We start from the raw sequence: 18102 nt of genomic DNA on the forward strand, positions 1-18102 counted from the left end.
CAGGATCAGATCTCGTCGAGCTTGCGGCCAGCCAGCGCGCGGCGAATGCCCTTGTTCATGCGGCGCGCGGCAAACTCGTCGGTGCCTTCGGCTGCCGTTCTGGTTGCGGCTTCGATGGCGTCGACGTCCTCGCCCTGCGCCACCTCGCGCAGCTTCACGAGCAACGCATCGAGTTCGGCGCGTTCAGCTTCGTCGAGCAGTTCGGCATCCGCGGCGAGGGCCGCATCCGTTGCTTCGATGAGGCGTTGCGCTTCGACCTGGGCCTCGCGCAAGGCGCGAGCACGCATATCCACTTCGGCGGTGCTGAAGCTGTCTTCGAGCATCTTCGCGATGTCGTCGTCGGCGAGGCCGTACGAGGGCTTCACCACCACCGATGCTTCCACGCCCGAATGCTGCTCGCGTGCGAATACCGACAGCAAACCGTCCGCGTCGACCTGATAGGTCACACGAATCCGGGCAGCGCCTGCGGCCATCGGCGGAATGCCGCGCAATTCGAAGCGCGCGAGCGAACGGCAATCCGACACCAGTTCGCGCTCGCCCTGTACGACGTGGATCGCCATCGCCGTCTGGCCGTCCTTGAAGGTCGTGAAATCCTGCGCACGCGCGACCGGAATGGTCGAATTGCGCGGGATGATCTTCTCAGTCAAACCACCCATCGTCTCAACGCCAAGCGACAGCGGGATCACGTCGAGCAACAGCCAGTCGTCGCCGTCCGCACTCCGGTTGCCCGCCAGCAGATCGGCCTGGATGGCCGCGCCGAGCGCGACCACCTGATCCGGATCCAGGTTGGTGAGCGGCGGCTGCCCGAAAAACCCCTCGACCGCGCGACGGATCACCGGCATGCGGGTTGCGCCGCCCACCAGCACGACGCCCTTGATGTCCCGCGTGGCGACCCTGGCGTCGCGCAAGGCTTTTTTCGTCGGCCCCAGCGTGCGCTGCACCAGCGCCTGCGTGATCGTTTCGAAAGCCGCTTCGTCGATGCTCAGATCGAGGCTCGTGCCGTTCGACAGCGTCACTTGCAGCTTCGCCTGCGGCGCGTCCGACAGGGCCTCCTTGGTCACGCGCACGCTGTCCAGCAGCAGGCGCACGTCTTCCGGCGCGAGCGTGTGCGGCGCGATGCCGGCCTGCTCCAGCACATGACGATAGAGCGCGTGGTCGAAATCGTCGCCTCCGAGCGCGGAATCGCCGCCCGCGGCAAGCACCTCGAACACACCTTTGGTGAGCTTCAGAATCGACAGATCGAACGTGCCGCCGCCGAGGTCATATACGGCGTAGAGCCCTTCGGAGCCATTGTCGAGACCATAGGCGATCGCCGCCGCAGTCGGCTCGTTAAGCAGACGCAGCACATTGAGGCCCGCAAGCCGCGCAGCGTCCTTGGTGGCCTGACGCTGCGCTTCGTCGAAATACGCCGGCACGGTGATCACGGCGCCGACCAGATCGTCGCCGAGCGAATCTTCCGCGCGCTGACGCAAGGTGGCAAGAATTTCCGCCGACACTTCGACCGGGCTCTTCACGCCGTCGACGGTGCGGATCTGCACCATGCCCGGCGCGTCCACGAAATCGTACGGCGCGTTTTCGGCGCCTTCCACTTCGCTCTTGCCGCGGCCCATGAACCGCTTGACCGAGACGATCGTGTTGCGCGGGTCCGTCGCGGCCTCAGCCTTGGCGACGCGGCCAATGCGGCGGCCGCCCTTCTCCAGGTAGCGCACCACGGATGGCAACAGCACGTGGCCGTCCGCGTCGGGCAGCACGTCGGGAATGCCGCTGCGCACGGCAGCAACGAGGGAATTGGTCGTGCCGAGATCGATGCCGACCGCGAGGCGCCGCTGATGCGGCGCAGGCGCCATGCCGGGTTCGGAGATTTGCAGTAAAGCCATCTGAGATCTTCTTCGGGGATCGTTCGACCCCGTCCTGAATGGTTCGCGTTGCTTAGGTTGAATGCTACGGCTTGTTCATGCTGCGTTGCGCCTGGATTCGCGCTTGCGCTTGCGTTTGCGTTCCACCGCGCATGGTTTCAATTCAATCGTCGAGCCGTTCGATCTGCGTGCCGATTTCGGCCGCCACCCGCTCGATAAACATCAGTTGCCGCACCGCCTCGCCCGCCGCCTGATTCGAGCCGCTATCCAGCAGCGCGCCGAGCTTCGTGAAGCGAACCCGCTCTTCGTCGCGCAGCTCGTCCAGCAAGGCGTCCAGCGCGTCGACGTTGCTCGCCGCCGCGGCATCTTCGATCCCCTCGCGCCATTCCATCTGCTGCATCAGGAAGGCCGGCTCCATCGCCGTATTGTTGTGCGCGCCGACATCGATGCCGCGCAGCGACAGCAGATACGTGGCGCGCCTGAGCGGATCGCGCAAGGTCTGATACGCCTCGTTTGCCCGCGTCGCCCATTGCATCGCGATACGCTTTTGCGCGTCGCCGGCAGCGGCAAAGCGATCCGGGTGAACCTGCGACTGCACCGTGCGGTAGGCATGGTCCAGCGCGTTCGAGTCCAGCGCATATTGCGCCGGCAGGTGAAACAGGTCGAAGTGGCTGTCGTTCAGCGAAACCATCGAATCATGCCGTCCGTTCAAAGGCGCGCCGTCAATCGGCTTCGGCGCGACCTGAAATTAAAAAGGCGGCCCGCGCCGCCTTTTATCCGCGTCTCGCGGAGTGCATTCCTTATACGCGGAATGATTCGCCGCAGCCGCACTCGTCCTTCACGTTCGGATTGTTGAACTTGAAGCCTTCGTTCAACCCTTCGCGTGCGAAGTCGAGTTCCGTGCCGTCGATATAGGCGAGGCTTTTCGGGTCGACAATGATCTTCACGCCGCTGCACTCGAATACCTGGTCTTCCGGCGCGAGTTCATCCACGTACTCGAGCTTGTAGGCCAAGCCCGAGCACCCGGTCGTGCGCACGCCGAGCCGCAGCCCGACACCCTTGCCGCGGCGGATCAGATATTTCTGGACGTGCTGTGCTGCCTTTTCGGTCAACGTAATTGCCATAGCGTTTCTCATTGGGCAGTGAAGTGCGCTTCATACCAGCACGACACTTACTGCCACCCTGCCTGCATCCAATTTCGCTCATGCCGGACAACGCGTTTTACGACGCTGCCCGCTGCCTTGCCCGTCCGCACTTTCAGCGGCCCTCGCGGCGTTAGCTGAAACAGCCCGCCTGAAGCGATTCTTTAAGCGGCGTGCTGCGTTTCGCCGGCTGCCGCGCTTTCGCCGTGACGTTGCTTGTAGTCGGCCACCGCTGCCTTGATCGCGTCTTCCGCGAGGATCGAGCAGTGGATCTTGACCGGCGGCAGCGCGAGTTCTTCGGCGATCTGCGTGTTCTTGATGGACATGGCCTGATCGAGCGTCTTGCCCTTCACCCATTCCGTAACGAGCGAGCTAGACGCGATGGCCGAACCGCAGCCGTACGTCTTGAACTTGGCGTCTTCGATGATGCCGTCCGCGCCCACGCGGATCTGCAGCTTCATCACGTCGCCGCAGGCCGGTGCGCCGACCATGCCGGTCCCGACCGCATCGTCGTCCTTCGCGAAGGAACCGACGTTGCGCGGATTTTCGTAGTGGTCCAGAACCTTGTCGCTATAAGCCATGATTACACTCCTTGATTCGTTTCAACCTGCATTCGGTGCGATGTTCCGCTCAGTAGGGCACTGCTGTATTGCAACTTAGTGCGCAGCCCACTGGATCGTCGAAATATCGATGCCGTCCTTGTACATTTCCCACAGCGGCGACAGATCGCGCAGCTTCGAAATCTTGCTCTTCAGCAGGTTGATGACGTAATCCACGTCCTGCTCGGTCGTGAAGCGACCCACCGTGAAGCGGATCGAGCTGTGCGCCAGTTCGTCGTTGCGGCCAAGGGCGCGCAATACGTACGACGGCTCGAGCGAGGCCGACGTGCAGGCCGAACCCGACGACACCGCCACGTCCTTCACAGCCATGATCAGCGATTCGCCTTCGACGAAGTTGAAGCTGATGTTCAGGTTGTGCGGCACACGCTTTTCCATGTCGCCGTTCACGTAGGTTTCTTCCATGTCCTGCAGGCCGCGCAGCAGACGGTCACGCAGCATGCGGATGCGCTCGTTTTCCGTTGCCATTTCTTCGCGTGCGATGCGGAAGGCTTCACCCATGCCGACGATCTGATGCGTGGCGAGCGTGCCCGAACGCATGCCGCGCTCGTGACCGCCGCCGTGCATCTGCGCTTCGATACGCACCCGCGGCTTGCGACGCACGTACAGCGCGCCGATGCCCTTCGGACCGTACGTCTTGTGCGCCGAGAACGACATCAGATCGACCTTCAGCTTTTGCAGGTCGATTTCGATCTTGCCGGTGGCCTGGGCCGCGTCGACGTGGAAAATGATGCCCTTTGCGCGGGTGATTTCGCCGATCGCTTCGATGTCCTGGATCACGCCGATTTCGTTATTCACCGACATCACCGAAACAAGGATGGTGTCCGGGCGCAGCGCGGCCTTGAAAGCGTCGAGGTCGATCAGACCGTCGTCCTTCACGTCCAGATAGGTGACGTCGAAACCTTCGCGCTCGAGTTCGCGGCAGGTGTCGAGCACAGCCTTGTGCTCGGTCTTCACCGTGATGATGTGCTTGCCCTTGCTCTTGTAGAAGTGCGCGGCACCCTTGATGGCGAGGTTGTCCGACTCCGTGGCGCCCGAGGTCCAGATGATTTCGCGCGGGTCGGCATTGACCAGCGCTGCGACGTTCTCGCGCGCTTCTTCGACTGCACGCTCCGCATCCCAGCCATACGAGTGGCTGCGCGATGCCGGGTTACCGAACTGCTCGCGCAGGTACGGAATCATCTTGTCCACCACGCGCGGGTCGACCGGGGTCGTGGCGCTGTAGTCCATGTAAATGGGCAGGTGGGGAATCTCGTTATTCATGAATCGCTCCGGGGGACATCATTACTCGGGCTTTTGGGTTCTTGTATTGGGCTCGCCGCCAGACCACAGCGCCCTATGAACCAGCCATGTTGAAAACGGAATTCGGCCCTTTCGGTACTACGCGGGCGGGCTCGACGGCCGGCGCCTCGCTGCGGCGGTCGCGCAGCACCGCCGGCGCGCCTTCGCGCGAGCGCTGCTGATCGACCAGATCTTTCAGGGAGACCGAATCCAGATACTCGACCATCTTCTGGTTGAGCGTTGACCACAATTCGTGCGTCATGCAATGGCCGTCATGCTGCTTCGTGCCTTCGCAAGTACCCTTGCCGCCGCATTGCGTGGCGTCCAGCGGTTCGTCGACGGCGATAATGATGTCCGCGACGGTCACATCCTCGGCACGGCGGGCCAGATTGTAGCCGCCGCCCGGCCCGCGCACGGACTCGACGATCTCGTGGCGACGCAGCTTACCGAACAACTGCTCGAGGTAGGACAGGGAAATGTGCTGGCGCTGGCTGATACCCGCAAGCGTCACCGGGCCCTGCTCCTGGCGCAGCGCCAGGTCAATCATCGCCGTGACGGCGAAACGGCCTTTTGTGGTGAGTCTCATGATGTATGGGGATCGCAATTCTCGACAAGTTTTGTCAAGTATAAATACATGAGCGATTTAGTCAAGTATCCCTATCGCAAATTGGGTCATTCACTTAAATCACGCTGGGCGCCGCGCGGGCTGCCACACGCCTCGCCGGCACTCACGGCAGCACACGAGGATGCAGCGCCGCAATCAGCCCGCGACAGGCTGCTTCGCACTGGTCGAGCACCTGTTCGAAACCGGCCGCTCCGCCAAAATAGGGATCCGTGACTTCCCGCTCGCCCGGCCAGCGGCCGTCGGTTTGCGGCACGAACTCCATCAACAGACGAATCTTGTCGCGCTGGGACGGCGGACAAATCCGGCGCAGATTGGCGATGTTCGCGTCGTCCATTGCAATCAGCAGATCGAAACGTTCGAAATCCGCCCGACTGATCTGCCGGCCGCGCAATCCCGACAGATCGTAGCCGCGCTGCGCAGCGGCGCGCTGCGCCCGCTCGTCGGGCGCCTCGCCGATGTGCCAGTCGCCGGTACCGGCCGAATCGATCAGGATTCGCTCTGCCAGCTTCGCATCACTGACCTGCTGCCGCATCACCGCCTCTGCTGTCGGAGAACGGCAGATGTTCCCGAGGCAGACAAAACAGACGGAGATGGTTTTCATCAAAGACTCTGGATGCGCCGCATCCGGCTACGTTGCGAACAGTGCCGCGATTATACAAAGGCGCTGGAAAACGCGCCGGCAACACACCGCCGCGGGGTTCCGGCTCCGCTTGCCCGTTCTACCCGCTCAGGACGCTTCCGGTGTCGGCAGCGATACGACCGCGCGCATCGGTTTGACCGGCGAGGCGGGGCTGTCATCCACAAAACCGTACGACACCGTACGCGCCAGTTCCGCGGTCAGCTGATTCGCGGCAAGCGGGGGCTGCGAGATTCGCGATGCGCTCTCGCTACTGACATACAGATAGGCTGCCGCCGCCAGCGGCACGAATACGGCTAACGGCCAATACATCAATATTGTCTTTTTCATGATGCGTTCTCTTCCGATTGAGGCACGCGGAACCTTATGACCCACTTTGCCCAGTCGAAATGGTAGATGAATCTGCAATGCGGAAAAACCCACCCTATCGAGATACAGTGTTGCATAGGGAAGAACAATTAATTCTCGGGCGAGGTGCGGGGCAACCAGTCGAAGTCGAAACAGAATTCTTACAAAGTTCTACAGACTTCCTTTCGTCCGACAGTCAGAATAGCCATCCCACGAAACCGCGTCGTTAGCTCATGATCCATCGAATCAAACTGGTCGTTCCCGCGCTCGCCGCTCTTGGCATTGCAGTCCTGCTGGGCGGCTGCGCGGTCTATCCGGACGGCACGCCCGCCGCGCCCGCTTATGGAGGCGGATATCCCGCAGGCGACCCTGGCTATGCCGGCGACTATTACGATGGTGGTCCGGCGGTCGTGCAGTCGGGCGTGGCGGTCGGCTTTGGAGGGTATTCGGGGCCGTCCTATTACGATCAACGGCGCGGTTACTACGGCCCCGGCTACCGTGGCCAGCCCCATGGTGACGATCACCATTATCCGGACAGCGGCAACGGCGGCCACGGCTCGCACGACAGCGGCGGACCACACGGCGGCTGGCAACAAGGTGGCGCACCCGGCGGCGGCCAGCATGGCAGCGGCCCCGGTGGGCCGAATGGGCAGAGCGCCGGTCGAGGCCAGCAGAGTCCACAGGGACCGCAAGCTGTGCCTCGGGGGCAAGGTGGCTACCGTCCCGCGGCTGCGCCACCCTCAGGCAACGGCGTGAACCGGGGCGGCCAAGGCAACGCCGGCAACGGCGGCGGCTCTAGCCACTCCGCCAGCAACGGCGACAGTCAGTGGGGCAATCGCCATTGAACTGACGCACCCGCGTGCATGCGCTGGCGCGGACGCGGTCTAGCCGAGGTGGCTGCGCTGCGCCGCGTACAACTCCCGGAAGGTGCGCCCAACCGGCGCCGGCATATCGCGCGTATTGGTCCAGCCAGCAGCCAACGGCAGACGCGCGATGGCACGGCGGCGCCCCCCCATCCTCTCGAGCACACGCACCGCCAGCCTGGTGAAGAGCGCGTAGGCATCCGGATGTAGTGCGAGGAAGCCCCACACCGCGAGACCTGCCCGTTCGCGCCACGGACGCAAATGCCGCTCCATCTGCTTCTCGCGCAGCTTGCGCAGCAAATCGGAGAGCGGTATGCCGACCGGGCAAACGCTATTGCATTCGCCGCACAAGGTTGCGGCTTGCGGTAAATCGAGTGTCTTGTCGAGACCCACATAGCTCGGTGTCAACACCGACCCCATCGGCCCCGGATACACCCAGCCGTAGGCATGACCGCCCACCTTCTGATACACCGGGCAGTGATTCATGCAGGCACCGCAGCGGATACAGCGCAGCATCTCCTGAAAGTCGCCGCCAATCAGCCCGGTACGGCCGCCGTCCACCAGCACCACATACATGTGGTCAGGGCCGTCCTGATCACCCGGCCCGCGTGGTCCCGTCAGCACGGAAAAGTAGTTCGACGTGGCTTGCCCCGTTGCCGAGCGCGGCAGCAGACGCATCGCGGTGGCAAGGTCTTCGAGTGTCGGCAGGATCTTCTCGATGCCGGTCACCGCCACGTGTACACGCGGCATCACCGTACACATGCCCTCGTTGCCTTCGTTCGTGACGAGCGCGACCGAACCCGTCTGGGCAACCAGGAAGTTGCCGCCCGTTACCCCCATATCCGCGGACATGAAATGCGGACGCAGCATTTCGCGCGCTTCGCGCGTCATGTCGGGGATCTCGGTCAGGCGCGGCCGGTGGTGCGTTTTGGCGAACAGGTCCGCAATCTCTTCCTTGTCCTTGTGGACGACCGGCGCAATGATGTGGCTGGGCGGTTCGTTGTCGTTGATCTGCAGAATGTACTCGCCGAGATCTGTCTCAATAGACTGCACGCCCATCTGGCCGAGCACTTCGTTCAGGCGCATTTCTTCCGTGACCATCGACTTGGTCTTGATCACCTTCTTCACGTCGTGCCGGCGGGCAATGTCCGCGACGAGCCGCGCCGCCTCCTGCGTCGTCTCGGCGAACAGCACCGTGACGCCGCGCCGGGTCGCTTCGCGCTCGAAGGTCTCGAGCCAGACGTCGAGATTTTCCAGCGCGCGATTGCGGCGCTCCTTCAGTGCAGCCCGCGTGGCGGCAAAATCGATGGCGGTGATCGCCACAGCGCGTGCCGAGACGAACTTGCTCGACAACTTGGTGAGATTCTGCTGCAGGCGCTGGTCGGCGAGCTTCTGACCCGCGCGCGCCTTGAACTGCATGGTTTGAACTTGCATGGCGGCCTGTGGGATTCGGGGATTCGGTCAATCACGACGCTGCGCCGCAGCGTCTTCTACTGCAACCTGCGACGGCCTATGCGTCGCCAGCAAGCACCTGGGCAATATGCAGCACGCGCGTCGTGGTGTCTCCGGTGCGGCGCAAGCGCCCTTCTATATTGAGCATGCAACCGAGGTCGCCCAGCACGACCGTGCCCGCGCCGCTAGCCGCGATGTTCGCGCACTTCTCGTCGACGATGGCAGTCGAAATATCGCCGTACTTGACCGCAAACGTGCCGCCGAAGCCGCAACAATGCTCGCAGTCCTTCATTTCGATGACCGTCACGCCCGTCTGCGCGAGCAACCTGCGCGGCTGCGTCTTGACGCCTAGCTCGCGCAGTCCCGAGCACGAATCGTGATAGGTGACAGGGCCCGCGAACTCGCCCGCGGGTAGCTCCACTTTGGCCACATTGAGGAGGAAGTCCGTAAGTTCGTACACCCTTGGCCGCAGCCGGCCAAAACGGGTCATCATCTCAGGGTCGTCCGCAAACAGGTCGCCGTAATGCGCGCGGATCATGCCGCCGCACGAACCGGACGGGACCACCATGTAGTCGAACTGTTCGAACTCGCGCAGCGCTTTTTCGGCCAGATCACGCGCGAGACGCCGGTCGCCGGAGTTATAGGCCGGCTGCCCGCAACAGGTTTGAGCCGGCGGCACGACCACCTCAAAGCCGGCATGCTCGATCAGCTTGATCACAGAGAAGCCGATTTCGGGACGCATCAGGTCAATCAGGCAGGTGACGAACAATCCGACTCGCATGGGCGCTCCTCCGAGAAAACGTCCCTGATTATCCGCTGTTTGTCGAACAACTCCAACGCGCCAATCGTCATAGGAAAGATGGACAACGCGTGGCGGCGGATTCGAAGGCCGCTTCGAGAGGCGTTCGCTTTTTTCACAATACGATATACAATCAATTCTCCGCTGTTTGACGCGTCAACCGATTTCTCCCCATGAGCGATACGAACCCGGATCCCAAGACTTCGATCCAGGTGATCGAGCGCATGATGCGCCTGCTGGACGCCCTTGCTGCGCATAGCGACCCGGTTAGCCTGAAGGAGCTCGCGCTACGCACCGAGCTGCACCCCTCCACTGCCCACCGCATCCTGAATGACATGGTGACGTGCCGCCTCGTCGACCGGTCGGACCCGGGCACCTATCGCCTCGGTATGCGTCTGCTCGAACTGGGCAATCTGGTCAAGGCACGCCTGTCGGTGCGTGACGCCGCTCTGACGCCCATGCGCGAACTGCATCGCCTGACTGGTCAGACAGTGAACCTGTCCGTGCGTCAGGGCGACGAGATCGTGTATATCGAGCGCGCCTACTCGGAGCGTTCCGGTATGCAGGTGGTGCGCGCCATCGGCGGACGCGCGCCGCTGCATCTGACATCCGTGGGCAAGCTCTTTCTTGCTGCGGACGAATCGACCCGCGTGCGCGCGTATGCCACTCGCACCGGCCTTTCCGGGCACACCCAAAACAGCATTACCGATCTGGCCAAGCTGGAGCGCGAACTGAGCCACGTGCGGCAACAGTCCTGCGCGCGCGATAACGAAGAGCTTGAACTCGGCGTGCGCTGCATCGCCGCAGGCATCTATGACGACACCGGCAAGCTGGTCGCGGGCCTGTCGTTGTCGGCCCCGGCGGATCGTCTGCAGGACTCGTGGCTCGGCCAGCTCAGCAAGACGGCGCTGGTGATTTCGGAGTCGCTCGGCTATCAGCCGGAATCGCCGCACAGCGCCATGCATCCACAGCATGCGTGATTGACGAGGCACGCGGCACGCGCGCTTGCGCCATCGGCGAAAAACGAAACTCAAAAAAGCAAAAAGCCCCGCACTAGCGGGGCTTTTCGCTGGTGCCGCCGGCCGAAGCCGGCAGCGCATGCATCACGCTTCAGGTACCCGGACCGCTGGCGTCCGCACTGGTGATGTGCTGGTCGCCGCCGTTGTCGAGCCACGTGCGCAGACGTGTCGCATCCGCGAAACGCGAATACTTGCCTGACGAATCGAGCAGTACGACGATCATGGGCCGGTCGTGAATGGTTGCCTGCATGACGAGGCACTCACCCGCTTCGTTGATGAAGCCGGTCTTCTGCAGACCGATGTCCCAAGTCGGGTTGCGCACCAGCGCGTTCGTGCTGTTGTATGCAATCGAGCGCTTGCCGGTGTACACCTCGTAGCTATGGTCCGTGGAGAAGCTGCGGATCATCGGATACTGGTAGGCGGCGTTGACCATCTTCACGAGGTCACGCGCGCTCGACACGTTTTCGCTCGTCAGCCCCGACGGGCTTTCGAAGTGCGTGTCGGTCATGCCGAGTTGCTTGGCCTTCGCGTTCATTGCTGCAATGAACGCCGGACGGCCGCCCGGGAAGTAACGCGACAGCGCCGCGGCCGCGCGATTTTCCGAGGCCATCAGCGCGATGTGCAGCATATCTTCACGCGACAGCACCGAACCGACCGAGAGGCGCGAGCCTGTGTTCTTGATGTAGTCGCGGTCTTCGTCCGTGACTTCGATCTGCTCGGTGAGCGGCGCCTTCGAGTCCAGCACCACCATGGCGGTCATCAGCTTGCTGATCGAGGCGATCGGCACCACCGCGCGCGAATTCTTGTCGAACAGCGTCTCACCGGTGTTCTGGTCGACCACGTAGGCCACGCTGGAGCGCAACGCAAGTCCGCCCGGCGATTCATGCAGCCCGAAGGCCTGGCCGACGGCGGCCTGACGGGGTTCGTACGCAACCTGGCGCACAACCGAATGACGGCGGCCGTTCATGGTGTACGAAACGCGGCGCTTACGGGATTCCACGCGCGGAGCGTCGTCGTCGGCCGCTGCGGTATTCGCTGCTTTGGACGATCTGGCCGCGACGGTACCCGGCTTTTTGGCCGATTTCGACGTCTTGACGGTTTTTTTGCTGGCTTTGGCAGGAGCGGTAGCCGCGGCGGCGAAAGCGTTCACGGGCGCTGCAAACGCAGCAGCGATGACCATTGAGGCGGCCAACGAAGCAGCGGTGCTGAGCGCCACGCCGTGCATCACTTTCAACGACGAAAACATGTCGGTTTTCATTGGTGTTCTATCTGGGGCGGCGAGAGTTTTACGCAAGTGTAGTAAAACCACGAAAAATTAGCAATATTAAGCACTTATACACGCTCCTTAAACCGGCTTGTAAGATCCGATTGCGGAAAGTCTATAGGTTTCGCTCACTCAATCAAAAAAAACGATTGAGTGAGCGGATGTTCGTCCCGGGCCGTCATGCGTCGGATTCGGGTGATCCTTTCAGCATAACGGCAAATTCGACACAACCTTGATCAGGGGAAGTACGGTCGTTCCATTGCCATCGGAAGGCCGCGCACCGGCGCCCAGCGGAGACTGCATGGGGCGCCGGCCGATACGCCGACCCGCAGGCAGTTAAGCGCCTGCTGCGGATCGGGGCACCGCGCATTCGACCGTGATGGAGGATTAACGTTCCGTGTCAGATTCCGGTTTACATGCATTGTCATATATTGCGCAAGAAAGCGTCGGTTCAGTACTACACGGAGATGTCACACAAGCTCGGCGCGGACGTCCTGAGCGCCGCAAATGCAGCAAGAACTACCGTATCAGCACGCACCATCGCAGTGAATCAGTCATTTTGTCCCGCGTCATAGTTATGTCATATGTGCTACATAACGTCTTGTTTTATCAGTGATTTCCCTAGTTTGTGCGATGCACAAAAAGACTTGACATTCATCGCCATCATCCTAAAATGGAGTCATTGCTGCGATGCACAATACATCGCAGTTGTGTGCTGATTCACAGTCTTGCCATTAACCCAACGCGGCCCGCACCAGACGGTGCCGTAATCCAGGAGCGTAAACATGACTCTGCTGACCCCTGAGCAAATCGCCGCAGCCCAGAAAGCCAACCTCGAAACCCTGTTTGGTCTGACGACCAAGGCATTCGAAGGCGTGGAAAAGCTGGTCGAGCTGAACCTGCAAGTCGTCAAGTCGACGCTCGCAGAGAGCCAGGAAAATGCACAACGGGCGCTGTCGGTGAAAGATGCGCAGGAATTCTTCGCGCTGCAGGCCGGCCTCACGCAGCCCATCTCGGAAAAGGCGCTGTCGTACGGCCGTCACGTGTATGAAATCGTGTCCGCCACGCAAGCTGAATTTGCGCGCGTCGCCGAAGCTCAATATGAAGAGCAGAACCGCAAGGTGCAGTCGCTGGTCGACAACGTCGCCAAGAACGCACCGGCCGGCTCGGAAACCGCAGTTGCCGTGATGAAGTCGGCCATTACCGCCGCCAACACCACGTACGAAACGGTTCACAAGGCCACCAAGCAAGCGGTTGAAATCGCTGAAAGCAACTTCAACGCGGCCGCTACGGCAGCGTCGAAGGCAGCCACGCAAGCAGCTGCTCAAGCTTCGCGCTCGGCCAAGAAGGCTGTCTAAGGTTTAACGCCTCTCGCTTCAAATCGCGCCGGCCGCCGAAGTCACAAGGCGGCCGGCGCGCATGTTTTCGCAGCAACAGCGTCGTGCGGTGTCGCGTTTCATACATGCCACGCGTTCACTGCGCGGGCCAACGCTCCGATACGTTGCATAGCGTATCGTTCGCCCGGCGCATGCCGGGATTTTTTTGTCACGCGTGGCTTTGCCGCTGCGCTTTTCGCGTGGCTGAACGAAGGCAACCACCCGGCCCTGCTGCAAAAAAAACGGCGCGCCCTGCAAAGGGGCGCGCCGTTTTCTTTTGATGCTTCAGCTTCGGTTCAGGCCGGGACAGAAGCACCCGCGCACGATGCGCGAGCCTTCCAGCCTTACTTCTTCTTCTGCGGCGGCAAATCGGTACAGACACCTTCATACAACTCGGCGGCCATTCCGATGGATTCACCCAGCGTCGGGTGCGGATGGATGGTTTTGCCGATATCCGTTGCGTCCGCTCCCATTTCGACCGCGAGGCAAACCTCGCTGATCAGGTCGCCAGCGTTCAGACCCACAATACCGCCGCCGATCACGCGATGCGTTTCCTCGTCGAACAGCAGTTTCGTGAAGCCTTCGTCACGGCCGTTGGCGATCGCGCGGCCCGACGCGGCCCAGGGGAATACTGCCTTGCCGTATTTGATGCCTTCGGCCTTCAACTGGTCTTCCGTCTTGCCCGCCCACGCCACTTCCGGATCGGTGTAGGCCACGGACGGAATCTGCAGCGCGTCGAAGTAGGCCTTCTCGCCATGCGCGGCTTCCGCTGCCACGTGGCCTTCGTGCACGGCCTTGTGCGCGAGCATCGGCTGACCGACGATATCGCCGATTGCGAAGATGTGCGGCACGTTGGTGCGCATCTGCTTGTCGACGTCGATGAAACCGCGCTCCGTCACGGCGACACCGGCCTTGTCGGCGCCGATCTTTTTGCCGTTCGGGCTACGGCCCACTGCGACGAGCACGAGGTCATAGCGTTGCGGTTCGGGCGGAGCCTTTTCGCCTTCGAACGTCACGTAGATACCGTCGTCCTTCGCTTGTGCGGCGGTCGTCTTGGTCTTCAGCATGACGTTGGCAAAACGCTTGCTGTTGTACTTCTCCCAGACCTTGACGAGATCGCGGTCCGCGCCGGCCATCAGGCCGTCGAGCATTTCGACGACGTCGATCTTCGCGCCGAGGGTCGAGTACACCGTAGCCATTTCGAGACCGATGATGCCGCCACCGATCACCAGCATGCGCTGCGGGATCTGACGCAGTTCGAGCGCGCCGGTGGAATCGACCACGCGCGGATCTTCCGGAATGAACGGTAGCTTCACCGCCTCCGAACCGGCGGCGATGATGGCCTGTTTGAACTTGACGACCTTTTTGCCGCTCTCGGTCTGCACTTCCATGTGGTTCGGATCAACGAACGAGCCGACCCCGGTGACGACTTCAACCTTGCGCATCTTGGCCATGCCGGCGAGACCGCCGGTGAGCTTTTTGACGACGCCGGATTTGAAGTCGCGCAGCTTGTCGAGATCGATCTGCGGCTTGCCGAACGTGATGCCGTGGGCGCCGAGCGCTTCGGCTTCGTCGATCACCAACGCCGTGTGCAACAGCGCCTTGGACGGAATACAGCCCACGTTCAGACAGACGCCGCCGAGCGTTGCATAGCGTTCGACGAGCACGGTTTTCATGCCGAGGTCGGCCGAACGGAACGCCGCGGAATAGCCGCCGGGGCCGGAGCCGAGGACGATCATGTCGCACTCGATATCGGCGTTGCCGGAGAAGCTGCCGGCTTGCGGCGCGGGCGCGGCGGCCTTGGGGGCGGCTGCGGCCTGGGCTGCCTGCGGTTTGGCTTCCGCTTTTTCAGGCGCTTTGGCAGGCGCACTAGCGGGCGCCTTGGGCTCATCTTTCGCCGGTGCTGCGCTCGCCGATGTTTCGACGAGGGCGATGATGGTGCCTTGCGAGACCTTGTCGCCTGGTTTGACGCGAACTTCCTTGACGGTGCCGGCGGCATCGCTCGGCACTTCGATGGAAGCCTTATCGGATTCGAGCGTCATGAGAGCCTGTTCGTTCTCGATGACGTCGCCCGCCTTGATATTGACTTCGATGACGTCGACATCCTTGAAATCACCGATGTCCGGCACCTTCACTTCGACGAGACTCATAGTGTCCCCTTCTCTTGTTGATCGTTGACGAGGGAAGCGCCGAAAGAACCTACTAATTCAGACCGAAAAGCTGGCAGCGCGCTGGACAGAAACATCCTTTGCCGTCCGCCCAAGGACGCGCCTTTCTTTTGCCTACTTTTCTTTGGAAGACGACCCGAAGGTAGTCCCTGTGGGACAAAGAAAAGTAGGTGCTGCCCCACACAGGGGCGACGCAAATGGACCGAAAAGAAAGCAGGTTCAGCGAGGGATGTGGATGACCAAAACCAAAGATCTCCACACCCTGCGGCAAAAACCAATCAAGCAATCAAAGAATCACACGCCGAAAATCGGCAAGAATCGCACCCAGATACGCGTTGAAGCGCGCAGCTTCAGCCCCATCGATGACCCGATGGTCATACGACAAAGACAGCGGCATGGTGAGCCGAGGCACAAACTGCTTCCCATCCCAGACCGGCTTCATCGCGCTGCGCGACAAGCCAAGAATGGCAACCTCAGGCGCATTGATGATCGGCGTAAAGTGCGTGCCGCCAATCCCGCCCAGGGAAGAGATCGAGAAGCATCCGCCCTGCATCTGATCCGGCTTCAGCTTGCCTTCACGAGCGGCCTTGGACAGCTCGGCCATCTCTTTGGCGATATCGACCAGCCCCTTCTTGTCGGCGTCGCGAATCACCGGAACCACCAGACCGTTCGGCGTATCGGCAGCAAACCCCACGTGGTAGTACTGCTTGAACACGAGGTTATCGCCGTCGAGGCTCGCATTGAAGGTCGGGAACTTCTTCAGGGCGGACACGACCGCCTTGATCACGAACGCCAGCATCGTGAATTTCACGCCAGCCTTTTCGTGTTCCTTGTTCAGTTGCACGCGCAGCGCCTCTAGCTCGGTGATATCCGCTTCGTCGTTGTTCGTGACGTGCGGAATCATCACCCAGTTGCGATGCAGATTCGCGCCGGAAATCTTCTTGATGCGCGACAGCGGCTTCGGATCGATCGGACCAAATCTGGTGAAATCGATCTTCGGCCACGGCAGCAGATTCAGCTCGCCCCCGCCGGCAGCCGCGGGCGCTGCCGCCGGAGCCGCGCGCTGCCCCGTCATCACGCCCTTGACGAACGCGGTGATGTCGTCCTGGGTGATGCGGCCCTTCGGACCCGTACCCTGCACGCGCGACACCTCGACGCCGAGCTCGCGCGCGAACTTGCGCACCGACGGCGAAGCGTGGCTCGCCTTGCGCGCGCCGCCTTCACCGGCCGGAATCACCGGAGCCTGAGCGAGCGCGGACGGCGCAGCCGGTGCCGGGCTCGGCGTGGCCGGTGCGTCGGACGGCTTTTCGAGCGCTTGCGGTGCTGCCGCGGGCGCCGGCGCAGCCGCCGCACCTTCAGCCTCGATCAACACGATCACAGATCCTTCGGATACCGTGTCGCCGACCTTGACCTTCACTTCCTTGACGATGCCGGCGGCCGAGCTCGGCACATCCATGGTCGCCTTGTCGGATTCGAGCGTCACCAGCGACTGTTCTTTCTCGACGCGGTCGCCGGCCTTCACCGCGATTTCGATCACGGGAATGTCCTTGTAGTCGCCGATATCCGGAACCTTCACTTCCTGCACACCACCGCCGGCGGCAGGTGCCGGAGCGGGCGCAGGCGCCGCAGCAGGCACGGGAGCCGGAGCCGCCGCAGCGCCATTGGCCTGCGCGGGCTTCGCAGCCGCGCCGCCTTCAGCGCCTTCCAGCACGACGATCAGCGAGCCTTCCGACACGTTGTCGCCGACCTTGACCTTCACTTCCTTGACGGTACCGGCAGCCGAACTCGGCACGTCCATGGTCGCCTTGTCGGATTCCAGGGTGACGAGCGACTGCTCTTTCTCGACGGTGTCACCCGCCTTCACCAGCACCTCGATTACAGGGATGTCCTTGTAATCGCCGATGTCCGGCACCTTGACTTCGATCGCTTGACTCATTGTTAGTGTCTCCTGGGCCGCGCACGCCGCCTGCTTCTGTCGATCAGGAGCAGGCGCGCACGCCGTGGCACACGGGGAATGATGCCTTAGACGGTCATCGGGTTGGGTTTGGCGGGATCAAGGTTGTATTTCTTGAGCGCCTCGGCAACGACCTTGCGTTCGATCGTGCCTTCGTCTGCCAGCGCGTTCAGCGCGGCAACCGTGACCCAGTAACGATCGACTTCGAAGAAGTGGCGCAGCTTTTCACGCGTATCCGAACGGCCGTAGCCGTCCGTGCCCAGCACGACGAACTTCTGCGGTACGAACGCGCGAATCTGCTCGGTCAGTGCACGCACATAGTCGGTCGATGCGATGACCGGACCCGGCGCGTCCTTGAGCAGCTTCTCGACGTGCGAGAGCTTCTTCTCGTCGCCCGGATGCAGCAGGTTCCAGCGCTGCACTTCGTGGCCTTCGCGAGCCAGTTCCGTGAAGCTCGGCACGCTCCAGAGGTCGGCGGCGACGCCCCAGTCGTTCTTCAGCAGATCGGCGGCGGCAATCACTTCATTGAAGATCGTACCCGCGCCCATCAGTTGCACGCGCGGCGCCTTCTTGTCCGCTTCGGCCTTCCTGAAGGAATACATGCCCTTGATGATGTCCGCGGCTACGCTATCGCCCTGCGGAATCGCCGGGTGCTCGTAGTTCTCGTTCATCACCGTGACGTAGTAGTACACGTCTTCCTG

Annotated in this window: 17 protein-coding genes; 3 read left to right on the top strand and 14 right to left on the bottom strand. The window is 62.0% G+C overall.

Annotation, left to right across the window (positions count from 1 at the left end; genetic code table 11):
- Nucleotides 1-5 precede the first annotated feature (5 nt).
- From hscA to VGH41_RS10605, 8 genes are all read right to left on the bottom strand, one after another.
- On the bottom strand, nt 6-1877 hold the full coding sequence (gene hscA / locus VGH41_RS10570; RefSeq protein ID WP_331597357.1) for a Fe-S protein assembly chaperone HscA: 1872 nt from the start codon (nt 1875-1877) through the stop codon (nt 6-8).
- 142 nt (nt 1878-2019) lie between these two features.
- On the bottom strand, nt 2020-2547 hold the full coding sequence (gene hscB, locus VGH41_RS10575) for a Fe-S protein assembly co-chaperone HscB (protein WP_331597358.1): 528 nt from the start codon (nt 2545-2547) through the stop codon (nt 2020-2022).
- Between the two features lie 109 nt (nt 2548-2656).
- Nucleotides 2657-2980 carry an iron-sulfur cluster assembly protein IscA gene (gene iscA, locus VGH41_RS10580; protein WP_331597359.1) on the bottom strand — a complete coding sequence of 108 codons (324 nt, stop codon included), beginning with the start codon at nt 2978-2980 and terminating at the stop codon, nt 2657-2659.
- A gap of 182 nt (nt 2981-3162) precedes the next feature.
- Nucleotides 3163-3579 (bottom strand): Fe-S cluster assembly scaffold IscU, encoded by a 417-nt coding sequence (gene iscU, locus VGH41_RS10585; protein WP_331597360.1) that lies wholly within the window; start codon nt 3577-3579, stop codon nt 3163-3165.
- 75 nt (nt 3580-3654) lie between these two features.
- The gene (locus VGH41_RS10590) at nt 3655-4878 is read right to left on the bottom strand and encodes an IscS subfamily cysteine desulfurase (protein WP_331597361.1); all 1224 of its coding nucleotides are present in this window, start codon (nt 4876-4878) and stop codon (nt 3655-3657) included.
- Nucleotides 4879-4951: 73 nt separating this feature from the next.
- A complete protein-coding gene (gene iscR, locus VGH41_RS10595) occupies nt 4952-5482 on the bottom strand; it encodes a Fe-S cluster assembly transcriptional regulator IscR (RefSeq protein ID WP_331597362.1) in 531 nt (176 codons plus the stop codon).
- Between the two features lie 142 nt (nt 5483-5624).
- Nucleotides 5625-6122, bottom strand: coding sequence for a low molecular weight protein-tyrosine-phosphatase (locus VGH41_RS10600; protein ID WP_331597363.1), 498 nt, complete (start codon nt 6120-6122; stop codon nt 5625-5627).
- 126 nt (nt 6123-6248) lie between these two features.
- Nucleotides 6249-6488 carry a hypothetical protein gene (locus tag VGH41_RS10605; RefSeq protein WP_331597364.1) on the bottom strand — a complete coding sequence of 80 codons (240 nt, stop codon included), beginning with the start codon at nt 6486-6488 and terminating at the stop codon, nt 6249-6251.
- A 251-nt stretch (nt 6489-6739) separates the two neighbouring features.
- Between VGH41_RS10605 and VGH41_RS10610 the strand changes: the two genes are divergently transcribed.
- Nucleotides 6740-7351 (top strand): hypothetical protein, encoded by a 612-nt coding sequence (locus VGH41_RS10610; RefSeq protein WP_331597365.1) that lies wholly within the window; start codon nt 6740-6742, stop codon nt 7349-7351.
- Nucleotides 7352-7390: 39 nt separating this feature from the next.
- On the opposite strand, the gene VGH41_RS10615 is transcribed toward VGH41_RS10610, so the two are convergent.
- Nucleotides 7391-8803 (bottom strand): lactate utilization protein B, encoded by a 1413-nt coding sequence (locus VGH41_RS10615; protein WP_331597366.1) that lies wholly within the window; start codon nt 8801-8803, stop codon nt 7391-7393.
- Between the two features lie 76 nt (nt 8804-8879).
- Nucleotides 8880-9602 (bottom strand): (Fe-S)-binding protein, encoded by a 723-nt coding sequence (locus VGH41_RS10620; protein WP_331597367.1) that lies wholly within the window; start codon nt 9600-9602, stop codon nt 8880-8882.
- Between the two features lie 191 nt (nt 9603-9793).
- On the opposite strand from VGH41_RS10620, the gene VGH41_RS10625 reads away from it, so the two are divergent.
- Nucleotides 9794-10600 (top strand): IclR family transcriptional regulator, encoded by an 807-nt coding sequence (locus tag VGH41_RS10625; protein ID WP_331597368.1) that lies wholly within the window; start codon nt 9794-9796, stop codon nt 10598-10600.
- A gap of 130 nt (nt 10601-10730) precedes the next feature.
- Here VGH41_RS10625 and pbpG read toward each other — a convergent pair whose 3' ends face one another.
- A complete protein-coding gene (gene pbpG / locus VGH41_RS10630; protein ID WP_331597369.1) occupies nt 10731-11897 on the bottom strand; it encodes a D-alanyl-D-alanine endopeptidase in 1167 nt (388 codons plus the stop codon).
- Nucleotides 11898-12688: 791 nt separating this feature from the next.
- Between pbpG and VGH41_RS10635 the strand changes: the two genes are divergently transcribed.
- Nucleotides 12689-13261 carry a phasin family protein gene (locus VGH41_RS10635; RefSeq protein ID WP_331597370.1) on the top strand — a complete coding sequence of 191 codons (573 nt, stop codon included), beginning with the start codon at nt 12689-12691 and terminating at the stop codon, nt 13259-13261.
- Between the two features lie 362 nt (nt 13262-13623).
- Here the strand turns inward: VGH41_RS10635 and lpdA are convergent, their stop codons facing one another.
- The 3 genes from lpdA to VGH41_RS10650 form a co-directional block, all read right to left on the bottom strand.
- Nucleotides 13624-15429, bottom strand: coding sequence for a dihydrolipoyl dehydrogenase (gene lpdA, locus VGH41_RS10640; RefSeq protein WP_331597371.1), 1806 nt, complete (start codon nt 15427-15429; stop codon nt 13624-13626).
- Nucleotides 15430-15733: 304 nt separating this feature from the next.
- The gene (aceF, locus tag VGH41_RS10645; RefSeq protein WP_331597372.1) at nt 15734-17383 is read right to left on the bottom strand and encodes a dihydrolipoyllysine-residue acetyltransferase; all 1650 of its coding nucleotides are present in this window, start codon (nt 17381-17383) and stop codon (nt 15734-15736) included.
- A gap of 86 nt (nt 17384-17469) precedes the next feature.
- On the bottom strand, nt 17470-18102 hold a 633-nt coding region (locus tag VGH41_RS10650), incomplete at its 5' end, for a transketolase-like TK C-terminal-containing protein (RefSeq protein WP_414696633.1).

This window comes from Paraburkholderia sp., from assembly GCF_036488795.1.
GTDB lineage: Bacteria > Pseudomonadota > Gammaproteobacteria > Burkholderiales > Burkholderiaceae > Paraburkholderia.

Coding starts and splice junctions, on each gene's coding strand:
- hscA (WP_331597357.1), bottom strand. CDS start 1,877: ATGGCTTTACTGCAAATCTCCGAACCCGGCATGGCGCCTGCGCCGCAT.
- hscB (WP_331597358.1), bottom strand. CDS start 2,547: ATGGTTTCGCTGAACGACAGCCACTTCGACCTGTTTCACCTGCCGGCG.
- iscA (WP_331597359.1), bottom strand. CDS start 2,980: ATGGCAATTACGTTGACCGAAAAGGCAGCACAGCACGTCCAGAAATAT.
- iscU (WP_331597360.1), bottom strand. CDS start 3,579: ATGGCTTATAGCGACAAGGTTCTGGACCACTACGAAAATCCGCGCAAC.
- VGH41_RS10590 (WP_331597361.1), bottom strand. CDS start 4,878: ATGAATAACGAGATTCCCCACCTGCCCATTTACATGGACTACAGCGCC.
- iscR (WP_331597362.1), bottom strand. CDS start 5,482: ATGAGACTCACCACAAAAGGCCGTTTCGCCGTCACGGCGATGATTGAC.
- VGH41_RS10600 (WP_331597363.1), bottom strand. CDS start 6,122: ATGAAAACCATCTCCGTCTGTTTTGTCTGCCTCGGGAACATCTGCCGT.
- VGH41_RS10605 (WP_331597364.1), bottom strand. CDS start 6,488: ATGAAAAAGACAATATTGATGTATTGGCCGTTAGCCGTATTCGTGCCG.
- VGH41_RS10610 (WP_331597365.1), top strand. CDS start 6,740: ATGATCCATCGAATCAAACTGGTCGTTCCCGCGCTCGCCGCTCTTGGC.
- VGH41_RS10615 (WP_331597366.1), bottom strand. CDS start 8,803: ATGCAAGTTCAAACCATGCAGTTCAAGGCGCGCGCGGGTCAGAAGCTC.
- VGH41_RS10620 (WP_331597367.1), bottom strand. CDS start 9,602: ATGCGAGTCGGATTGTTCGTCACCTGCCTGATTGACCTGATGCGTCCC.
- VGH41_RS10625 (WP_331597368.1), top strand. CDS start 9,794: ATGAGCGATACGAACCCGGATCCCAAGACTTCGATCCAGGTGATCGAG.
- pbpG (WP_331597369.1), bottom strand. CDS start 11,897: ATGAAAACCGACATGTTTTCGTCGTTGAAAGTGATGCACGGCGTGGCG.
- VGH41_RS10635 (WP_331597370.1), top strand. CDS start 12,689: ATGACTCTGCTGACCCCTGAGCAAATCGCCGCAGCCCAGAAAGCCAAC.
- lpdA (WP_331597371.1), bottom strand. CDS start 15,429: ATGAGTCTCGTCGAAGTGAAGGTGCCGGACATCGGTGATTTCAAGGAT.
- aceF (WP_331597372.1), bottom strand. CDS start 17,383: ATGAGTCAAGCGATCGAAGTCAAGGTGCCGGACATCGGCGATTACAAG.